Source organism: Allofournierella massiliensis, assembly GCF_004345265.1.
Lineage (GTDB): Bacteria > Bacillota > Clostridia > Oscillospirales > Ruminococcaceae > Allofournierella > Allofournierella massiliensis.
In genome coordinates this window covers 1-20006 of sequence record NZ_SLUM01000034.1, presented here as the reverse complement: position 1 = coordinate 20006, position 20006 = coordinate 1, and the positions used below count along the sequence as shown (strand labels likewise).

Here is a 20006-nt window from a genome sequence, read left to right as displayed (position 1 = left end):
TCCTTTTTCCCTGTATACTGAAAAACCCGGCCCCGCATCATCGGTATAAGATGATGCGGGGCCGGGTTTCACTTTTTCGTATTTTGGTCAGAGCGCTCTTACACTCTCTGATAAAGATTCACGCCATACGTGTCCTTGCCATAGTACACAACGCCGGGAATGGCGCCCCGGTCAACCATCTCGCGGAACCATCGCCCCCACAGCGCCTGCGGGCAGGAGATGCAGTCCCGCAGATAAAACACGTTTCCGGCCTTGAAACCGCGAATGGTCGTCTGAATCTGTGCAAGGCGACTGAGCCATATCTTACTCATTGCATCTTTCCCCTTTTCTGATTCTCCAGAATTTCACACAACATCTCGTAAATTCGATCCAGTTTTTCCCCGTTATCCAGGCAGGCAAACTCCATTTCCTCAGCCGTTTTCGTCCGGGAATCTGTTTGAGCAGGAGTTTCATCCCTCCGACTGGACTGCATTTTGAACAACCGCTTGTTTGTAACAAATGCACTCAGGTTCCCGGGGGTCGTTTCCGCCGCCAGATACTGACTGAACAGCCGGAGCGCTTTGGACGCCGTAGCCTCCTGAAGCTCGTTTTTGCTGTTCAGTACCACCTCCAGCGTCCGGCTGTCCTTCAGGCGGTACGAAACAATTTCCTTTGGATTCAACGCCATTCTGGAATGAGCGTTGTAGTAGTCCACAGCTCGCCCGATTACTTCCATGTGCTGATCCATGGCAGGGGCATCGCCTTTCATGAATTGAATCAGAATCGAATAATGAAACATTTTATCCCCTCCATCCGCTTTCCATTTTGTTCCCTGCTGCCTCCCATAATATCGCCTTGAATTCATCTTGTCAATGGCGTGACGATTTCGTAAATAGTTATCATTTTGCCTGCATCAACGCAAAAAAGAGCCCTTTCCAATGTTGGAAAAGGCTCTTTTGCAGGTTTATTCAATCGGTTTGTCCGTTCTTATTTTCATCCTGTTCTTCGCAGAACCAGATGCGCACCATCAGCTCCTCGCTTTTCGGGATCGGTTCCACCAGCCCCTGCAGCTTTCCCGCAAAGAGCGGGGCGAGCGTCGGACTGTCGGTGATCACCGTGGGCGTGGTATGAATCGGCTCCGGTCCCGGTGCCATCAACAGGGCGGAATTTTCCACAAAAATTCTGCAGGGTGCTCCGGTACCGTCAACTCCCTCCAGCATATAGCGTGCGGAAAGCGTCAGCCTTCCGCTGGATTCCGTCTGTGTATCCACTCCGCCGGGCAGAACCCGCCCTTTGAAAAAGCGGGAATCCGCATCGCCGTCGAACAGGATCATCCGGGCGATTGAATTTCCGTTACACACCTCCTGCATCTGAAGAATGCGAATCCGGATCTTCAGCAATTCAGTCAATGCGCTCCTCCCCTTCCATCTTTTCCGGCGAATGCATCTGCTTGCGATACTCATTGGGCGTCAGGCCCGTCTGCTTTTTGAACATGGTTGAAAAATAGGTAAAATTGTCAAACCCCACCGCCAGTGCAGCGTCACTGATCCGGATCCCGGGCTTTTTCAAAAGTTCCCGGGCCTTCTGCAGTCGATACTCTGTCAGGTAATCTTTAATACTCGTTCCCGTCTCTTTTTTATACATCTTTCCCAGATGCTCCGGAGACAGATACATGGCCGCCGCAATGCTGTTCCGGTCGATGGGCTCGGAAAAATGTGCCCTGATATACCGCTGCACCTTTTGCGACAGAGTCTGCTGCTGTTCCAGCTCCTGCTTTTTGCCGAAGGCCGTGGTGAGCAGGAAGCTGGCCCAGCGTACGAAATCCAGCATGGATTGGGACGCTTTCTGCTCCAGATCTGCCAGCGAACCACCCTGCTGCAGAATGGAAATCTGAATATCATCCAGCGCCAGATAGGCATGCACCGCCTGCGTCAGCTCCGTCTGCATCTGATGCAGCGAGGTCTCGGTCAGAGTTCCGGTGTGCAGGCGCTCCTCCATACGAGCCTTCAGATACTCCAGAATCTGCTTTTTGTCCTGCTCGGCCAGCATGGTTTTGAGGCGTTTCAGATCCAGATGCACCTGCATCGTGGATGCCTGTTCGGCCTTCGTAGCAGCGTGAAACCAGCTGCCATATTTGGCCACATTGTTTTCGATCTGATCAAACGCTTCCCGCCAGGCCCGGCAGAACTGATCCGGCGTACACGGCTGGCTGATGCAGCAGGTCATCACGCCCTGCATCACCCGTTGATAGCTCAGAATCAGCCTTTGGCACTGCTCTTCGATTCGTCTGGCTTCCTGTTCGGGGCAGATGGTGATCAGCACCAGACAGTCCCGTTGCATCCGGCTGAATACATAGTCCGGCTCCAGCTGGCCGGACAGGATCTCTGCATGAATGTTTTCCAGCGCAAACAGCAGCAGCTCCCGGCCAAACCGTTCCAGATCCCGATCCAGATCCGTGATGCGGCTAACCACCAGCTGATACTTTCGTGAGACAGCATCCTCAATAAAATGCTCCTGCATGGCCTTCTGCATACGGCCCGGATTCCCCTCATAATGGCCTTCCAACAGATCATTCCAGAACACGGCCTGCATTTTCCGGCGGTTTTCCCGGCGCAACTGATCCTGCTCGCTTTTGCGCAGAACGATCCGTCGCAGCGCAACTTCCATTACCTCCACTGAAAACGGCTTGAGCAGATATTCTGTGGCCCGGTCATGCAGTGCCTTGGATGCATAGGAAAAATTCTCGTGGCAGGTCAGCAGAATAAACTCGTTCTCCCCGCCGGACTGTCGATACCAGTGAAGCAGATCCAAACCACTGCCTTTGGGCATTTCGATGTCACTGATGATCAGATCCACCGTGCGGGTTGTAATAATCTGTTTTGCCTGGTCGATGTTGTATGCCCGAAGTACCGTTCCGATCCCCAGCTCTGCCCAGTGTACCGCGGAAGCAATGGCATCTACGGTGGGCTGATCATCATCCACAATCAGCACACACAGCGTTGTACCGCCTTTTTCCGGTTTATTCCACTGCATCGGTTGCCACCTCATCCTTTATTATTGCCACCTGCGGGATCCAGAAACGGCTATGGGCACCGTGCGGCTCCAGATTTTCCAGCTCCATAAGATCTGTTCGGCCATACATCAGCTCCAGCATCTTGGCAAGACTTTGCAGGCCAACGTGCTTGCCCTCCCGAAGAAGATCGCTGTTTTCCTGCTTCCGGATCCGTTCCAGAAACTCTTCTGGATAGCCCGGGCCATCATCTTCAATCTCGATGCACAGCATTGTTTCCTGCCCGCCGTGCTGCTCCAGCCGTGCGCTGATCAGCACCGTACAGATGTCACCACCCACCGTCACCGCATATTTATAAACATTCTCCACCACAGTATGGATCAGCATGTGGGGGATGGGCCACTGTTGTGTCTGCGGCTGCGCCTGAATACAGTAGAACACCGTACCGGGATATTTCAGCTCCTGCATTTCGAAATAGGCCTCAATGTTCTGCAGCTCCTCACTCAGTGGCACCGTGCGCATACCGGATTTGAACATGTATCGGATATTCTTGGATAATACATCAATATACTGGCGAATCTCCAAATTCTTCCCCTGCATACTCAAACTGGAAATAGTGGTGATAGCATTCAGAAAGAAATGCGGTTTGAGCTGCAGCCGGATGGCCCGCAGTTCAGCATTGCGCACCTCAATCTGCCGCTCGTAGCTGCGAAAACGCAGGCCGATGTTTTCCTGCATCAGCGTATTGAAGGCATCCTGCAGGATGGAGAATTCTCTGTTTTTGCAGGGAATATGCAGGCTCAGATCCTGCTCCTGCGGGTCAATCTGCTGCAGCACGCATACCATCTGTCCCATGGGGGAAAGAATTTGCAGATAGATATACCGCACCAGAATCAGCGCAAAGGTAATGGTGACCAAAAGGATCAGAATCAACCCGATCATATTGCCCTGAAGCGCATCCCACACAAAATCGGTCTTGGTGCAGCAATACAGCCGGATGGCGCCGTCTGCCAGAGGGATTCCGTCCTGCAGGTAGGCTCCCACGGGTTCTTCCTTTATGGTACAGCCCAGCTTAAGCGGCAGCTCCTCCCCCTGCATGGCCCACAGATACCCGCTCGGATCGGTCAGAAGCCAGGTCAGATCCTCATACTCCGCGTTCACATCGGTTTTCCAGAATTCCTGCACCGAGATAAACGCCGCAATTACCCGATGATTCCAGCAATAGGCCCGGTACAGATAAATGGTATCGCCAATCCGGGCGAATCTCCAGCGATTTGCCTGCTGGTTCGGCTCCAGCAGACGGAGCGCAAACTCCTGAAGACGTTCCTTCTGCTGCACCCCCAGCGTGGAATTCTGGGTCATCAATGCACTGTAATACCGGTTTTCCGCCACCAACAGAATTTCCACCGTGTCATCATTGGTGGTGGCAGCCCGCATGGATTCAAACAGCTCCACCCTGGCGTAATAGCGTTCGCTTTCCTTGTCACTGGTGATCAGATCCAACTCGGTGCTCTGGTTCAGCGTAATGTTTTCCAGAATGCCGTCCGCCCGCTGGATCCTGTTTTCCAGATTCTTCCCGTACACGGTCAGAAGATTGGACAGCATCTTCTCCTTTTCCACCCGTGCATTGTGGATGGTATATGCAATAACCAGCAGCAACACCACAATCAGCAGCAGGATCTGCGCGGTAAGCATGATCGCCAGCTGTCGGATCAATGAACCTTTTTTCATTTCCCGTCTCCGCATTCCAGTTGATATTCTATCATTCTACCGAAATCTCCTGAATTCAGCAAGAGGAGCCGGCCTCCAGCCGCGCAATATGCTGACAGAGCTCCTCTGCCATCTTCCGATGGGTTGCAGCGCTCGGATGCCCGCAGGCACCAAACCCGTCCGCCGGGCTCATTCGGAGATATTTCAGGCAGGACACATTGAAATCGCCTGTCTCTTCGCAATGCTTCTTCACGGCACGGCAGATGGAATCAAAGAAATAATGATCCATGCTGCCCAACGCACAGATAATGTGGGTGCGAGGGCCGTTGCAGGCCCGTACCATTCCGAGAAAGCGCAGATAGTCCTGCTCAAAGCTCTCGCTTGTGGGGGACGGCACCCCCTCAAAAGCGGCGGCAGTGGAATCGTTGGTGCCCAGATTGATCACCACATAGTCCGCCGGAGCTGCGGCAAAGTCCCACAGCTGCGGCTGCAGGCCCTCGGCCGTCTGGCCGGGATAGTCGGTATAGCGGTACAGATCCTCCATGGCGTAGTCCATGGGCAGGCTTCCCCGACGTGCCAGACAGATGCCGGAGATGCTGATCATCCGCCAATCCATGCCCAGTTTGCGGGCGGCCAGCGGACCGTGTGCCTGCCAGGCATCCTCATCCGCATCATAGAAAAAGCGATCCCGCATATCCGTCAGGTTGCCGAATCCACAGGTGATGGAATCACCCACCAGCTCAATCCGTTTTTTCGGCGGCTCCTCCGGCAGCTGTTCCAGCTCACCCTCCAGCCAGATGCCCCGCAGCGCCAGTCGGGTTTTTGCATTTTCGGTGAGTTTGACGACGTGCAGCGTTTGCGCATCGGTCTGCTGCGCCGCAAACAGCAGCTGGCTGTGCTGGGTTTCAGTAATTTGAAACCGGCGATCCGGGGTTTCTTCGCCGGCGCGGAATACTGCCGCCCAAGGCCAGTTCTGCCGCTTGCGCACGCCCGGCTGATCGGGAATTCCATCCCATTCATCTCCGCATGCGGCGCAAAAATCCGCCACCACCAGGGTGGCCCGCACCCGCAGCGAAACGCCGCAGCAGCTCCAGTTGAAATGCAGCATTTCCGGCTGCTCCCAGCATCGCCCGTGGGTTTTCACCCAGGCGCGCAGCTCCGACCAGGGAATATAACGCATCGCTTACATCCTTTCCGCGTTCAGCATATAGTTGTAAAGATCCTTGGTGGGCAGATACTTCACCGGCAGCGCATGCTCTACCAGTTCGCTCACCCAGTCCGCCGCGAAGCGCATGCCCAGTTCTTCCATATTAAAGTGACCGATATTCATCACCGCCTTGGTCTTGCCCAGCGCCACGGCATCCCGCACATAGGAGAGGGCGGTCCATTCGATGATCTCGCCGGGAATAACGGCATCCACACCCAGGTCCATGGCGTGGATAATCTTTTGACCGTATTCCTCCTTATCGTCGTCGCCAAAACCGGGAAACAGATGCCCAACAATGGCTACAGTCTCTACCACCGCGTCTTTCTTGCCTACAAAGCGGATGCCGTTCAGATCCAGTTTCTTCATCAAATGGGCGGCCAGATCCCCCACCGTGGTTTTTGGCAGGCGGAAAGCGTAGCCCATGGGTACCGGCTGCTGCTCTGGCGCGAGGCGGTAGTCCTCCCACCCCAGATAACGGATTACCCCGGTAAAGATAGAATCCGGCTGATGGGCGTGCATCCGGTCGTGATCCCGCCAGACGGTGATCCCGTACTCTTTCAGCAGGGCTGCTTTTTCCTCCTGAACCGCGCTGAAGAAAGGCTGGCTGCCCTCTGCTGCATCCAGCGAGGTAAAAAAAGTAGGTTCATGAACGACCAGAAGATTGCATCCGGCTGTTGCAGCTCGACGAATTACATCTACCGTGGGCACCAGCGCAACGGCAATGCCGGTGCACTCCGCCTGAGGATCTCCGCATTTGAAGCCATCGCAGCCGTTATAATCCGCCGGGAAAGACGGATGGTAAGCGATGATCCGATCAATAACATCAATAATTTTCACAGAAAAGCCTCCTTATACGCATGTTTCAGGGGTTCAGTCCGTGCATGGCAAGCCATTCAGCGCAAAGCTCACCCCAGTGGGTAATATGTGGAACCTGCTGCTCCAGATCGTTTTGTCCGTCTGCCATGGCCAGACCATGCACGCCCCCCTCGAAGATGTGCAGCTCATAGGGAACGCCGGCATCCTGCAATGCCTTTGCCAGACAAAGCCCGTGGCGTCCGTCATCGCTGAGGGTCTGCCAGATGAAAAAGGGCGGGCTGGCGGGCGACACATGCTTTTCCGTCGCCAGATAGAACCGCTCCTCTCCTTCCCCAAACAGCGGATCCGGCGCAGCACCAAAAGGCGCTGGAAAGGATACTCCGCTCATGGCTCCGTATCCCACCACGCAGGCGTCCGGCCGGCAGCTGAACCGCTCCACCGGATCCTCCGCTTCAAGGCAACCGTTGTCAAAATGAGTGGCGCAGTTACCACTGAGCATCCCACCTGCGGAAAAACCCATGGTCACCACCGCATCCCCAATACCAAACCGATCCTTTTCCGCACGTAACAGCCGCACCGCCCGCTGGATGTCTGCCAGAGCCGCCATGCGGGAATAAGGGCGCAGCCGGTAGGACAGAATCGCGGTGTTATACCCCATCCGGTGAAAAAACCAGGCCACATTCGGTCCTTCGCAACCGGTTCGCCACAGAAAACCTCCGCCATGGGAAATCAGCAAAGTGGGGCGGCCAGGCACCGCTGCCGGAGATGGAACAAACACCAGATATGGTTCCCCCTGCAGCGGATCCCGTTCGTCCCAGCCGGGTGTTTGTTCCCAGAGCGGCGTTTTTCGGAACGGCTCCATGGCCCGATTCCACTGCTCCAGATTTCCCGCCACATCCAACGAACCGTCCGCAAGCCGGTGCCGGGCAATGGGGCGGATAAACCAGCCCTCCTGCACTGCCTGCTTCAGCAGACGAGCATTGCTTGCAAACTCACTCATGCCTTTTCCTCCAGCAGCCACCGGATTGCGGGCTCAATGTGCTCCCGCCAGAAAACAAAGTCATGGGTACCGGGGCCTTCCCGATAAACCAGCGGCACCTTGCGCTCTTCCAGAAAACGGCGGAAGATCTGGTTTTCTTCATAGAGAAAATCCTCAGTGCCAATGGCCTGATACAGCCCGGGCAACGAACGGCCTGCACGCAGCAGTTCCTCCACCAGAACCTCCGGATTGGCCGGGCTCTGTTCCACTGTGTCCAGATCACCGAACACCAGTTTATAATATTCGTAATTGGCCATCGCATCCTCTTCTCCGGGGTGCAGCTTCTTCAGGTTGTGAATGATCAGCGCGCCGGAGAGGGTGAACGCCTTGGCAAAGGTTTCCGGCCAGGCCAGCGCTGTGTGCACCGCGCCGAACCCGCCCATGGACAGACCTCCAATGAAGGTGTCCTCTTTCCGGTCGGAAAGGCCCAGCACCGACCGGGTATAGTCCACCAGTTCCTGCCCCACATAGGTTCCGTATTTGCGGCCGGTCTGCACACCGTCCAGATAGAAGCCATTTTCCCCCGCCGGGAAAATAAAGTTCAGGTTATACTTCACAGCCAACTCCGCCATGGGCGCATTCAGCATCCAGTCACTGCTGGTGCCGGAATAGCCGTGCAGCAGATACAGGGTCTTTGCCGGCCGATCCCAATGGGGTGCGCGGCGCATCTGCGGCGGCACATCGTTGGGCAGGATCGCTCGAAAGGTCACTGCCCGGCAAAGGGAAGCCGAGTAAAACTCCATTGTTAAAACTGCCATGATCTCTTTCCTTTCTTTTTAAAAGAGCCGGGCCCGCAGGGCCCGGCTGGTAGTTGGCTTAACCTTTCACGGCGCCCACAACAACACCGCGAACCAGATGCTTTTGTACAAAGGGATACACCAGAAGAATGGGAAGGATACCGATAACCGCCATGGCCATACGGATCGCCGTGCCCGGCAGATCCACAGCTCCGGTTCCCAGAAGCGATGCGGTGGAATTCGCACGCAGCGCCTGAATGTTGTTCATGATGTTCATCAGCAGCATCTGGATGCTGTACAGCTTCTCGTTGCTGATGTAGTACAAACCGTTGGTCCAGTCGTTCCAGTAGCACAGACCGGTGAACAGGCTGATGGTGGCAATTGCCGGCACGGCCAGCGGCAGCATGATCCGCCGGAAAATGGTCATCTCACTGGCACCGTCAATCTGCGCGGCCTCCAGCAATGCATCGGGCACATTGTTGGAGTAATAGTTTTTCACCAGAATCACATTGAAGGCGTTCACCAGATAGTTGGGAATCAACAGTGCAAAAATGGTATTTTTAATGTGGAAGATCTGGGTCCACATGATGTAGGCGGGAACGATACCACCGTTGAACAGCATGGTGAAAAATACAAAGAATGAAAGCACGTTCCGGTATTTGAACGATTTGCGAGACATGGGGTATGCCAACATGGTGGTGATCAGAACACTGCATAGCGTACCCACCACGGTGACAAAGATTGATACGCCGTATGAGCGCAGAATTACTGCCCCCTGCTTCACCATATAATAGTAGGCATCCAGGCTCCATTCCTGCGGCCAGAACGAATAACCGTTTTGAATCAGCGCATCCTCCGCAGTGAAGGACGAAATAACGATCAGCACAATAGGCAGCAGAGTGATGACCACCAGACAGCCCAGAAAAATCGACGCAAACCGGTCAAAGGCTTTGCTTTGAAGCATATCGTGTCCTCCTTAGAAAAGTGCATTGTCGGCGTCGACCTTGCGCACGATTTTGTTCGCAATGAGCACCAGAATAAAGCCTACGATGGACTGATACAGACCGGCTGCAGCAGACATGCCCACGTCGTTCAATTCCATCAGGCCACGGTATACATAGGTATCAATGGTTTGCGTGGTGGCAAACAGAGCGCCGGAATTCTGCGGAACCTGATAGAACAGGCCGAAATCAGAATAGAAAATACGGCCGATGGACATCAGCGTCAGCATGATTACCGTGGGCTTGAGCAGCGGCAGAGTAATCGCCCGGATCTGACGCAGTTTGCCCGCGCCATCCATGGCTGCAGCCTCATACAGACTCTTGTCAATGCCGGAAATGCTGGCCATAAAAATAATGGACTGATAACCGATGTTTTTCCACAGATTCACGATAATCAGAATCGCTGGCCATGCACCCGGTTCGGAATACCAGGAAACCGGATCCAGCCCCAGCCAGGCCAGGAAGGAATTATTAATAAAACCCGTATCGGCATTCAGGAAAGCGTAGGCAATGAAGCCGATTACCACCCAGGACAGCAGATTCGGCAGCAGCATGGCCGCCTGATAGAACTTGACCCGCTTACGCTCGCCCAGTTCACACATCAGAATCGCAACAAAAATAGCCACTGCGGTGCCAATAATAATAAACGCCAGATTATACAGGATCGTATTGCGGGTCATGATAAAGGCATCTTTGGTTTTGAACAGGAACTCAAAATTCTGGAACCCGCACCAGTCGCTGCCGAAGGGGCCCTTGATCAGGCTGTAATCCTTAAAGGCCAGAAAGATGCCCAGCATGGGTGCATAGTTGTTAATGAGTAAGTAGATAATACCCGGCAGCGCAATCAGTAAAAGAGGTGTGTTGCTGGCCCGGGATGATTTTGCCGCTTTGGGATGAAGCAGTTTCTTCACTTGCGATTCCTCCATCAAAAGAAAGATTGAAAATGCGCCGAATGGTTCCGGCGATCCAGCGGGAAACCATTCGGCGCATTTGGGGTTCGCCACAAATCAGTATTATTGCTGAGCCAGCCAGGCATCCAGCTGCTCCTGCTTGGCATCCAGAATATCCTGATAACCCGCATCCATCAGAGCCTGTTCGAACTTTTCCAGTTCGGTGTCCGGATCCAGACTGCCGCAGAGCAAACCGGGCAGGTACTGGCTGATCACGTTCTTCACCGCAGTGTACTGGGTCTTGAGGCTACTGGAGTCAAAGGTGAAGCCCATGGCCACGGAGGTCTCGGCCTCCTTGTTCTGGGCCTCCTCCCAGGCCAGAGATTCCGGATTGGTGCCCTCGGTGGGATACATCTTGAAGAAATTACCCAAAGTACCGCAGCTCAGCTGTGCGGTGTAGGGAACTGTAGTGGAGTCCTCGCCTTCCGGGTAGGAAACGGTGCCGTCCTCATTCAGCACATAGTCGCGGCCTTCGATGCCGTAGATCAGCAGGTTGATAATGTCCTCATCGGTATAGGTTAGATCCAGGAAAGCCAACGCAGCTTCGGGCACGTCGGTGGTGGAGGCAATCATCCAGGACACCGCGTTGATATCACCGGTGGACAGGAAAGCATCATCCAGAATCTTGGCTGCAATGTCATAGTTGCCGCACTGCGCCTGCAGGGACGCGGCGGTGTCCTCTTCCGGGTAGGAGTAAGCTGCAATGTAGCCGAAGTAGTTACCGGAAGCCATGGCTTCTGCGGCGGTGGTGGTAGTGGTGGCCGCATCCTTCATGACCAGATCGTTTTCATGCCAGGTGCGGGCAAGCTGTGCTCTCTCCTTGAACACATCCGAAGTGTAAAGATCGGTGACGGTGGTATTGTTGTCCAACAGAACGCCTACGGGGTTATAGTAGTCGTCAGAAAGCCAGTCCACATCACCCATGCACATGTGCAAACCAATGGTACCACTCTGAACCGGAGCAAGCGGAGTCATGTTGGGATATGCGCTCTTGACCTGTTCCAGCAGCGGGGTGATGTCATTCACGCTCTGGATGCTGTCGATATCCAGGCCCAACTCCTGCGCAATGTCCTCCCGGTAGATCAGCATGGGAGTCAAAGCATAGGGCTTGTAGGTGGGAATGCCGTACAGCGCGCCATTCACCCGGCAGGCATCCAGGAAATTGTCGCCAACCACTTCCTTGGCGCCGGCGCCGTACTCATCAATCAGCTCAGAAATGTCGTAGCACATGTCGCTGGCCACACAACTGTTGAAGTTACCCAGAGACTGGTACACATCAATTTTTTCTCCGCCTTGCAGCGACAGACTCACCTTACTGGTGTAATCCGCTACCGAGATGGGCATCAGTGTAACTTCAACGCCGATTTTCTCCCGAGTGATCTCATTGATCGCCTCCTGTACGGGAGCCAGATCCTCTGTGGCAGGGATATTATTGAAGGTTGCATACGCATACACAACCTGATCGTATTCCCCTTCGCCGTTTCCGGTGCCGGACGTTTCCCCGCCGCCACCGCAGGCGGTAAGCCCCAGTGCAATTGCCGCGGCTGCCAGCGCCGCAAGTACCCGTTTCATGTTTTTCATGGTGGACGCCTCCTTGTGTTGTTGCTTCCTTTGCTGTTTCCAGTATAGCAATTTCCCACAACGAATTCTTTCATTTTGGAGAGGTTTTCTTGCAAAAACAGGAGCATTCCCGCTGGCTTATACCTGCGAAAAAAAGAAAGATGTCAAGCGATTGACATCTTTCTTTTTCGGTGCTACGCTAAGGGTGATTTTTGACCGGAAACAGCTTTTCAAACCAGAAAAGGAGGCTACAATGAGTATTCGGCTAATCACTCGGGCGGACGATTTCGGTTCCTGCCACGCGGCAGATCAGGCAATTCTTGCGGCATTAGAGGCCGGCGTTCTGATTCGAAATGTTTCCTGTATGGCGGTAGGTTGCACCATTCAGGAAAGCGCAGAAGCTCTCTCCATCTTTGCTGATCAGGTGGATATCGGGCTGCACTTTGTGTTAAATTCCGAGTGGGATTCTGTAAAATGGACTCCCTGCTCCCCCCGTGCCCAGATCCGTTCTCTGCTGAACACGCAAGGTGAGTTTTTTCAAACCCGGGAGGAGCTTCTGGCCGCTGCCCCAGAGTGGTCGGTCATCGAAACCGAGCTGAACGCACAGCTGGAGACACTTCTCTCTCTGGGCCTGCCGATAAGCTATGTGGATGGTCACATGGCGCCGGACGGGCTACTGCCCGACCTGGCAGAACGAATGCGTGCATGGGCCCAAAGCCACGGACTTTTGTATGTGCGGGATCATTCCCGCTTCCCTGCCTGCGGCATGCCTGCATTCGCGCCCTCTGAAGCAGTATATCAGGCCAACGTGGAGCACTGGCTGAGCGATATGGAGCAGGGGCAGCAATATCTTTACTTTATGCATCCGGCCCGCATGAGCGACGAGACGATTCTGTTCTGTAACGCGGAATTCGCGCCGGGTGTTGTGGCCTGGGAACGGGAACTGGAAGCCCGCTCCGCCGTCTCTTCCCTGTGGGCCTCACGCCTGGAGCAGTATGACCTGGAGCTGATCCGCTACCGAAACGCACACCCCTCTCCCGCACTGCCCATGGGCGGCTATTTTTAACGAAAGGAATCTGCTGCAATGAATTACCGCGTTTTTGAACTGGACGCCCATACCTGGCGCATTGAGGAATACGACGAAACCTCCAGCGTGTATTTGTATCTTCTGGAGGGTGAACAGTCCGCTCTGCTACTGGATACCGGGTTGGGTCAGATTGATCTGCGCAAACTTGTTGCCGGACTCACCCAACTGCCGGTGCAGGTTCTGAACACACACGCCCATTTTGATCACATCGGAGGCAACGGTCTGTTTGACCGGGTAATGATTCCCCGGGCGGATCAGGAGATGTACCGACTTCACACCAGTCCGGAACTGCTGGCTCAGTTTCCCCAATACCATTTCCCTGCCGCATGCACTCGAATCGCCTGGATCGACGGCACCGATACCATTTCACTCGGCAGGCGCACCCTGGAGCTGATTCCCACTCCGGGCCATACTCCTGGCGCAATCGCACTGCTGGATCCGGACAGGCGCTGGATCTTCACCGGTGATACCTGCTGCCGAGCGGATGTGTTACTCAATATGGAAGGCTCGACCACCGTTGAAACCTATGCCGAAAGCATTGCCCGCCTGCAGCAGTACCGCCCCCGCTTTGATCTGGTCTGGCCTTCCCATCATTCCGTTCCCCTGACACCGGATATTCTGGATCTGTTCCAGCAGGCGGCACAGCAGATCTGCCGCGGCACTGCTCAGGGTGATCGGATTCAGACTCTCGTGGGCGAAGCCCTTGCCCTGCAGAACGGTCCAATTCGGGTTGTTTATCTCGCTGACCGAATCAGTAACCAAACATCGTCGTAATAAGGCAATCCGGCATTTCCTGCCGACCGAATCATCCTTTTGAACAAACTCCAGACAATCTTTCATATATGCTCAAAAAGGGGTACCTACCAGAAGGTACCCCTTTTTTGACTCACATCTCCGCGTGCTTTCTTGGCCATTCCTCACACGGCAGGAGCATGCCGTTTTCTCCAGCATGTCATCGTAGAAAAAATCCCCCTGCGCTGTTTGTCAGCGGCAGGGGGATTGGCGTATTACAGGTATACTTCCAGGTCGATGTCATGCCATCGACTGGGCTTTACCACGCAATTTCGCGCTTTCTGGAACGCATGGGCGTCCTCAAAGTGCAGCGTCATCTGCATGAGCCCGATCGGATTACTTCCGGGGGTTCTTGATGGCTGCCTGCCCTGTTCCAATTCTGCCGCTGATATGTCCCCATTCGGGTTTCCCTCCCGATCCAGCAGGAAGGGCCGATCGGGAGGTTCGTCTTGTATGTCGGGCCATGCGCCCGGGAATAAATTGCTTTCCAGCGAGATGCGGGGGTATTCCTTTCGCCCGGTGGCTTCGCAGAAAACCGTCTGGGGCTGCGGGGCCAGATCCAGCACCCAGGCAAACCGGGTGCCGTCCATGGGAACCACCTTCTTCACAAAGGTCTGAATGAACCACTCGCTCACCTTGCCGTCGGTGAAGGTCACCGCTTCGCACAGGGAAGCCTCGATGGCGTCGATGTCCAGCCCGCCGTCCTGGCTTTCTCGGGCCAGCAGCTCCTCCCGCTCCCGGGTGGCCCGGCTCTGCTGGGCGCTGATCTCGTTGCTCTGTTCCAGAAACTGCTTCAGGGTGATCTGGTTGGATGCCTTCATCAGAATCAGGTTGTTCAGCTTTTCGTTCAGTCCGTCGATGCGTTTGTCCAGTGCGTTCAGCTTGGCCGGATCGGCGGTCTCCCGCTGGTAGCAGGCACTCAGCATCCGGCAGGCCTCCAGAACCGCCTCCCGGCGACTGCCCCACACGGCTTCAAAGATTTTCACCGCCATCAGCTCCAGCTTCCACTCCGGAAAATCCTTTAAATCACAGAGTCCCTCCGGCAGTCCGTGCTGCTGCAAAAACTGAAGGCTGCGCTTGGTGTGGCGGTAGCACTCAAAGCCCCAGGTCTGGGTACCGTCCGCCTTGGTCTGCCACAGACAGCGGCGGAATTTTGCCCCACAGCTGCACACCAGCTTGGTGACCCACACGTTTTTTGCGATGGTGCCGCCATACCGGCGTGGCTTTCCGTTTTCGTCCAGCAGGTGGCGGGTGCGCCCTTTCCGGATGGCATTGCATTTGTACCACAGCTCTTCGTCGATGATGGCGGGGAAATCCCCCTTCACCATCACATAGGTATCCTCGTCGGTGTTGTTCACCCGCCGGTGCTCCAGATAATCCACCGTCCGGGACCGGTTGTACACGCAGTAGCCCATGTAGGTGGCTTTCCGCAGCACCCGGGTCACCTTGCTGGCATCCCAGTTCACATGCCCGGCCCCGTCCTTGCGCCCCTTTTCCATCAAGGTTTTGGCCACCTTGGTCAGGCCGTCCCCGGTGGCGTACTGCTCAAAAATCATCCGCACGGTTTCGGCCTGCTCCTCGTTGATGACGTAGGTGTTGTTGGCCTTGTCCAGGTCATAGCCCAGAATATTTCCGTTGCCGTACAGCACCTTCTTTTCCCGGCTCATCCGCTGCCCGGCCAGCACCCGTTCACTGATCTTGCGGCTTTCCTCCTGGGCCAGCGTGGCCATCAGCGACAGGCGGAGCTCACCGTCGTTGTCCATGGTCCAGATGCCGTCGGCGGCAAAGTAAACCTCCACGCCCAGCTTGGCCAGTTCCCGGGTGTAGGAAAGGGTGTCCACCGTGTTCCGGGCAAAGCGGCAGACCTCGCGGGTGACGATCAGGTCGAATTTTCCGCTTTTGGCGTCCTCGATCATCCGCAGAAAGGATGGCCGTTTTTTCGCCTGCGTTCCGGTGATGCCCTCGTCCACATACTGATCCACCACTGTCCAGTTGGGATGGCTGGAGGCCAGCTCCTGATACCATTCCATCTGATTGTCCAGTGCGGAAATTTGAGCCTCATGTTCAGTGGATACCCGCCCGTAAAATACCACCTTGCGCGGGCGGGCCCGGTCTTGTTTGATGTTGTTCATAGAACTGTCCTCCTTTTGTATGCGCCCATTGTAGCGCAGCTTTTTCTCCCTGAGAAATGTACAAATTCCAATTCAATGTTCGGACGAGGGCGGTGCGCCATAGGTGGCGCAGACGCATTCGTAGGTCGCCCGGTTGATGGCTCCCTGCTCATACAGCAGGGCGATCAGCTTGAGGGCAATGTAACGGGAATCCACCACGGCATCAGGCATTGTTGCTCGCCGCGCTTTCCATGGGGATGGCCTGCCGGGGCAACACCGCGTGCTGCATCGCCAGCAGGGTGTGGTCCAGAGCCTGCAAGGTGTTTTGCAGAGCAAAGGGATCAGTGCCGTTTCCCGGCCGCGCCGGGGCATTGGTCAGGCAGAGCTGAATCTGCCGGAGCTGGCGCATCAGCGCCCGGTAATCAGCAGGCGGAAGCTCCACCGGTACCCGGTGTGAGATCAGCAGGCGGAGATAGGTTTCCCGGGACAGGCCGGTTTTGGCCACATTGTCATTCAGGCGGGCCAGCTCGCCTTCGGTCAGACGGATTTTTACTTCTTTCTTTTTCATCAATGGTTCCTCTATTGCAACAACGCAACAATGCACGAGTCAGCAGTTTTTGCTGCCTTCACATGATGCGCTGCGTAATTTCATGGTTGTTCTTCCAGCTGCCACAGCCAGCCGTCTTTGATTCGAATGCTCTTGATGGGCAGATTGCTCTTAGCCAGCTCCACGGTCCGTTTGCTGATGCCCTGCCGGGAAAAATGCAGAATGATATCCTTGTGACTCACCGGGCCATTTTGCAGCAGCTGCAAAAGCCCTTGTTCCGCCTGCTGCTGTTTTGTGGGCGCAGCCGGCCCCTGATTGCCGTTCAGCAGCTGGTCTGCATCCGCTTCTTCCAGCTGATCGAGCCACTCCACATGGTCGGTCACCTCCAGCAGCAGTCCATTGCCTGCGGGGGCAAGATTGCTCTTGACCGGCACCAGCACCCGCTGGGTGGGGGACTTGCGGTATTGGGTCACTGTGAGGATGGAGCGCACCGCACCGGCCACATCAATAGAACCGCTGGTGCGGTATAAAGCCGAGGTCCCGTTCATCTTGTTCATATGTGCCACGATCAGGACGGCGCAGCCGGTGCGCTGGGCCATGGAGTACAGGCTACGGAAGGCGCTGCGCACCTCGTTGGCCTGGTTCATGCTGACCGATTCGCCAATGTACGCGGAAAGCGGGTCCAGAATCAGAAGCCGGGCATTTTCCTGCCGGACGGCGGCTTCCAGCCGGGTGTCATCGAAACGCAGTGGCGTTTTTGACTCGTCGATGATCTTGATGCGGGTGCAGTCTGCCTGCGCCCGCTCCAGACGGGGCTTTATGGTGTCGGCAATTCCATCTTCCGACGTCTGGTAAAGAATTGTAATCGGTTCGTTTGCCTGCGGGGAAAAGGGGAGAGCAGCCCCGGTGGAAAGCATTGCCGCCAGCGACAGCGCCACCATGGTTTTGCCGCAGCCCGGGTCGCCCTGTAAAATCGTAATTTTTCCATAGGGAATGTAAGGATACCAAAGCCAGTTCACCTCCTCGGTTGGAATGTCTGCAAAGCAGAGGATTTCTTGGTCGTTCGTGAGAGTCACCTCCATTAATATTAAATTTCACGAACCCGCCCCGCCGCGCAGCGGGCAGGATGATAGCCCTGCGTGACTGCGCGGCCGCGACGGGAACGCGGATCATTGGGGAACATGGATATTCAGTTGTCAAGGTGCCGTGAACACAAGATACCACGGCTTGACCGAAAATGCTATATGTGTTATCTTGAATTCATGTAATGTTGAAATTACACAATAAATTTGTGTCGATACACATAAAAAAACGGCTTTGTTGAGCCATTTTTTGAGGTTTTCAAAAAAGCGAGGATTTTACGATGTCCACAAGTTTTGTGTTTCGTTTTCAGGAAAAACAGCTGTGTCTGCCCACCCTGATACACCGCAATCCGCCCCCGGAGCAGACAAAAAAAGAACCCCGCCGAAGCGGGGAACGGAGATCTGTAATCGAAGCCATGAACCAGATTCAGCAGAGCATGAAAGATCCAGAGTATGTGGAACACAACCAGGCCCGGATCTGGATCGAAGAATCCTGTGCTTTGGGCGATCTGGTATTTGCCGGGCTGGATATGCCCTGGCAGGAATTCTACCAGAAAGCCCAGTCGCTGCTCCAGCAGTTTTCCGGGTGTGCGATTTCGGTAAACGCGGAGTTGCTGGAACAGACGGACTGGCGGAATTACCAGCCCCCGGAACCAGCTGAACCCGCTGCTGCCGAGACGAAAAAACGCAGATCGTTTTTCAGCCGGTTCTCCAAAGCGCCGGAAGAGGCGCGCTCTGTGGAGCCCCAACCGGAACCGAAACAACCGGGCCGCAGCATCCGGCAGGCATTGGAGCATCCGGAGCAGGCCCTTTATTATCAGCTGGCCCGGCTGTATCAGGAAATCCAAACCGCGCTGGGGGATTATCCGGCCATGCAGACCTTGCTGGAGCGGTATTGCACCCAGGCTGCCTCGGACGTTTACCACCAGATGCTGAAAAGGCTGGGTTTCCACAACCTGACCCCGGAAGAACTGGGCCTGGTTATGGCAAATGGATTCGGCAGGATTCTCCATCAGGAGATCCAGCTCTGCTATGCGCTGGAACAGTCCAGCGAGTGTGTGGAACGGTATCTGACCTGCTGGCCCAGGCCGGATGCAACCATGGTGAGTTATGCCGATATGGATGACCGGGAGTTGAGTGCCGCCGCGTATACCTCGCTTTCTCTGCTGGCCGGTCAGCTGAAACAGCTGGCAAGTTTTCAACCATCTCTTGCAAGTCTGGTGGAATACACACTGGCCGCAGCGGATGCCGACCCGGAAAAACCGGCAGATTACCGCTATGGAGATGCACTGATCACCAACCACCGGGCCGCAGTGGAAGGAAACCGGCTGTACGAAAAGCTCCACATGCGGATGCTGGGGCGACTGTCCATGCCGAAAGAAGATCCGAAAGCCCGAAAGCATCCGGACATCGCCAGCCGTTCCTATCTGGTGGCAGATTGCCTTACCTCGGTGGTGATGGCGGAATTCGTGCAGATGTGCGCCCAACACCAGACCGTCCGCCCCTGCCAGCGATGCGGCAAGCTGTTCGTGCCCTTCAGCGGAACCGCAAAATATTGCAGCCGGACAGCCCCCAATCAGGGGAAATGCACCTGCAAAAAAGCCGCCTCAGACGAGGCGGCGGAACAGAGCCAGCGGGAAAACCCGGCCCTGAAACTCTATACCAAAATTGGCAACCGGCTCAACACCGGCCTTTCCCGTGTGGAAGGGCTTACTGCCGAGCGCCGCAGCAAGGTGATGAAATGCTGGCGGGCAGAGGTGAAACCGCTGGTGCAGCAGTTCTCCGCCGAAGGGGAAGACTTTGATGCCGCGGCATTCGAGCAGCTGCTCACCGACCACTTCGACGATGTATGGACTCAAAAGAAAACGGAATGGGCCAAAAAGAAGAGGGGAAAGCAAACGGATTGAACGATACGGAACTTTATGGAAGAACTGGAATGAAAAAGATTATCCGAAATGCCATCCGGTGCAAATTCTGCGGAGATGTGATTGAATCGGAAACCGTGCACGATTTCAAATTCTGCTCCTGTAAAACCGTCGCAGTGGACGGCGGACACGAATACCTGCGCCGCTGCTTCAAAAACTCCCCGGAAGATTTCGAGGATCTGAGCGTTACGGAAGAGGTTGAGGACGCGGAATAAACTATACCTCACCTAAACCGGTGGTTTTATCTTCCTGCACAGAGCCTCTCTTTCTAACAATCCATTCTAATCATTATTATAATCATTGTTAGAAAGAGGTGGGAGTTGTCCCTAATAATTTAAAACACCTGCTCCGGGCAATATGATATGCTCCCTCTATGAGAGACAGTGAAATAAAACGCTGTCAATCATAGGGGGAGCATTGTTATGCAGTACAAACAGAAGTTGAGTGTAGAGC

The 20006-nt window shown here is 55.0% G+C and carries 20 protein-coding genes; 4 read left to right on the top strand and 16 right to left on the bottom strand.

Annotated elements, in window-relative coordinates; translation table 11 throughout:
• Positions 1-98 precede the first annotated feature (98 nt).
• The 12 genes from EDD77_RS15680 to EDD77_RS15625 all read right to left on the bottom strand — a co-directional run bounded on the left by EDD77_RS15680 (position 99) and on the right by EDD77_RS15625 (position 12030).
• Positions 99-311 (bottom strand): hypothetical protein, encoded by a 213-nt coding sequence (locus tag EDD77_RS15680; RefSeq protein ID WP_058963306.1) that lies wholly within the window; start codon positions 309-311, stop codon positions 99-101.
• Positions 308-778: a hypothetical protein gene (locus tag EDD77_RS15675; protein WP_058963307.1), complete on the bottom strand. Its 471-nt coding sequence runs from the start codon at positions 776-778 to the stop codon at positions 308-310. Before EDD77_RS15675 ends, EDD77_RS15680 begins: the two co-directional genes overlap by 4 nt.
• Positions 779-947: 169 nt before the next feature.
• Positions 948-1388 (bottom strand): DUF3237 family protein, encoded by a 441-nt coding sequence (locus EDD77_RS15670; protein ID WP_172733334.1) that lies wholly within the window; start codon positions 1386-1388, stop codon positions 948-950.
• A complete protein-coding gene (locus EDD77_RS15665; RefSeq protein WP_058963309.1) occupies positions 1381-3012 on the bottom strand; it encodes a response regulator transcription factor in 1632 nt (543 codons plus the stop codon). The genes EDD77_RS15670 and EDD77_RS15665 overlap by 8 nt, the downstream gene beginning before the upstream one ends.
• Positions 2999-4720, bottom strand: a complete 1722-nt coding sequence (locus tag EDD77_RS15660; RefSeq protein WP_058963310.1) for a sensor histidine kinase — start codon at positions 4718-4720, stop codon at positions 2999-3001. The genes EDD77_RS15665 and EDD77_RS15660 overlap by 14 nt, the downstream gene beginning before the upstream one ends.
• Before the next feature lie 55 nt (positions 4721-4775).
• A complete protein-coding gene (locus tag EDD77_RS15655; RefSeq protein ID WP_058963311.1) occupies positions 4776-5879 on the bottom strand; it encodes an SGNH/GDSL hydrolase family protein in 1104 nt (367 codons plus the stop codon).
• A 3-nt stretch (positions 5880-5882) separates the two neighbouring features.
• Positions 5883-6743, bottom strand: a complete 861-nt coding sequence (locus EDD77_RS15650) for a Nif3-like dinuclear metal center hexameric protein (RefSeq protein WP_058963312.1) — start codon at positions 6741-6743, stop codon at positions 5883-5885.
• Between the two features lie 25 nt (positions 6744-6768).
• The gene (locus tag EDD77_RS15645) at positions 6769-7722 is read right to left on the bottom strand and encodes an alpha/beta hydrolase (RefSeq protein WP_058963313.1); all 954 of its coding nucleotides are present in this window, start codon (positions 7720-7722) and stop codon (positions 6769-6771) included.
• Entirely contained in the window at positions 7719-8519 is an 801-nt protein-coding gene (locus EDD77_RS15640) for an alpha/beta hydrolase (protein ID WP_058963314.1), read from the bottom strand. The genes EDD77_RS15645 and EDD77_RS15640 overlap by 4 nt, the downstream gene beginning before the upstream one ends.
• 58 nt (positions 8520-8577) lie before the next feature.
• On the bottom strand, positions 8578-9462 hold the full coding sequence (locus tag EDD77_RS15635; RefSeq protein ID WP_058963315.1) for a carbohydrate ABC transporter permease: 885 nt from the start codon (positions 9460-9462) through the stop codon (positions 8578-8580).
• A gap of 12 nt (positions 9463-9474) precedes the next feature.
• Positions 9475-10410, bottom strand: coding sequence for an ABC transporter permease (locus tag EDD77_RS15630; RefSeq protein WP_242868310.1), 936 nt, complete (start codon positions 10408-10410; stop codon positions 9475-9477).
• 102 nt (positions 10411-10512) lie between these two features.
• A complete protein-coding gene (locus EDD77_RS15625) occupies positions 10513-12030 on the bottom strand; it encodes an ABC transporter substrate-binding protein (protein WP_058963316.1) in 1518 nt (505 codons plus the stop codon).
• Between the two features lie 232 nt (positions 12031-12262).
• On the opposite strand from EDD77_RS15625, the gene EDD77_RS15620 reads away from it, so the two are divergent.
• Both EDD77_RS15620 and EDD77_RS15615 read left to right on the top strand, forming a co-directional pair.
• Positions 12263-13075, top strand: coding sequence for a ChbG/HpnK family deacetylase (locus EDD77_RS15620; RefSeq protein ID WP_058963317.1), 813 nt, complete (start codon positions 12263-12265; stop codon positions 13073-13075).
• A gap of 18 nt (positions 13076-13093) precedes the next feature.
• Positions 13094-13870, top strand: a complete 777-nt coding sequence (locus EDD77_RS15615; RefSeq protein ID WP_058963318.1) for an MBL fold metallo-hydrolase — start codon at positions 13094-13096, stop codon at positions 13868-13870.
• A gap of 233 nt (positions 13871-14103) precedes the next feature.
• On the opposite strand, the gene EDD77_RS15610 is transcribed toward EDD77_RS15615, so the two are convergent.
• From EDD77_RS15610 to EDD77_RS15600, 4 genes are all read right to left on the bottom strand, one after another.
• On the bottom strand, positions 14104-16020 hold the full coding sequence (locus EDD77_RS15610; RefSeq protein ID WP_058963319.1) for a recombinase family protein: 1917 nt from the start codon (positions 16018-16020) through the stop codon (positions 14104-14106).
• Between the two features lie 72 nt (positions 16021-16092).
• The gene (locus EDD77_RS18175; RefSeq protein ID WP_156417368.1) at positions 16093-16230 is read right to left on the bottom strand and encodes a hypothetical protein; all 138 of its coding nucleotides are present in this window, start codon (positions 16228-16230) and stop codon (positions 16093-16095) included.
• Positions 16223-16567 carry a plasmid mobilization protein gene (locus EDD77_RS15605; RefSeq protein WP_058963320.1) on the bottom strand — a complete coding sequence of 115 codons (345 nt, stop codon included), beginning with the start codon at positions 16565-16567 and terminating at the stop codon, positions 16223-16225. Before EDD77_RS15605 ends, EDD77_RS18175 begins: the two co-directional genes overlap by 8 nt.
• 80 nt (positions 16568-16647) lie before the next feature.
• Positions 16648-17628, bottom strand: a complete 981-nt coding sequence (locus tag EDD77_RS15600; protein WP_058963321.1) for an AAA family ATPase — start codon at positions 17626-17628, stop codon at positions 16648-16650.
• Positions 17629-17909: 281 nt separating this feature from the next.
• Here EDD77_RS15600 and EDD77_RS15595 point away from each other — a divergent pair, with 281 nt between their 5' ends.
• Together EDD77_RS15595 and EDD77_RS15590 are read left to right on the top strand one after the other, a co-directional pair.
• Positions 17910-19535: a DUF6076 domain-containing protein gene (locus EDD77_RS15595; RefSeq protein ID WP_058963322.1), complete on the top strand. Its 1626-nt coding sequence runs from the start codon at positions 17910-17912 to the stop codon at positions 19533-19535.
• Between the two features lie 29 nt (positions 19536-19564).
• A complete protein-coding gene (locus EDD77_RS15590) occupies positions 19565-19768 on the top strand; it encodes a DUF7695 domain-containing protein (RefSeq protein WP_058963323.1) in 204 nt (67 codons plus the stop codon).
• Positions 19769-20006: the final 238 nt, after the last annotated feature.